This is a genomic window from Ruegeria sp. AB5 (assembly GCF_056542645.1).
Window position 1 is genome coordinate 1 of sequence record NZ_JBQGAE010000083.1, and the last position, 625, is coordinate 625.

Genomic DNA, 625 nt, shown 5'->3' on the forward strand with positions numbered 1-625 from the left:
GCCGCTTTGTCCGCTTACCGGACGCATGCACACGCAGAGATCAAGTAGCTTGGGAAAGGCAGGTAGGGGCTCATTCTACCAATTCAGGATTGTCGCGGAGAATTGGCTGATATTCGGCGTGGTCGCTGCGCTGCCGCTTTGGTTGCCTGCTCGCTGACCTTCCAATCATCACAACGACGAGACCCGACCCTCCTCAGAACATCACTTTAAAGCCTGCGCTTGCGCTGAGAGCACTGACATCCCCGGCGTTGCTGAGCCCGGTGGCATAGGAGGCCTCGCCAAACAGGTCCACGCGGTCATTCCACGCATAGCTGCCCCCAATCCCAAACCCAAGCGCCCAAGCCTCGTTCTCACTCGTCAGCGACGCCGGCCCAACCCGCACCTCGCTGCCAGACCCAAAATCATGGTACAGGTTCACCATCCCGTAAACGCCGCTCGCACCCTGATCCTGCGCCCCAAACTCAAGCCCAAGCCGCAGCTGCTGGCTCACCGCATCCTCGAGCGACACCCGCTGCTCCCCCTGCGCCTCACTCGTGAAGTCACTGAACGTCACAGATGACAGGCTCAGCTGCGCCTGCGTGATCACCTTCAGCCGAGAGCCAAGGACAAGCTGCTGTCCGGCCTC

1 protein-coding gene is annotated in these 625 nt (G+C 61.0%); it reads right to left on the reverse strand.

The features are described from left to right. Positions 1-193 precede the first annotated feature (193 nt). Positions 194-625: autotransporter outer membrane beta-barrel domain-containing protein (locus tag ACR0L4_RS23730; RefSeq protein ID WP_480515676.1), on the reverse strand; the 432-nt coding region annotated here is incomplete at its 5' end.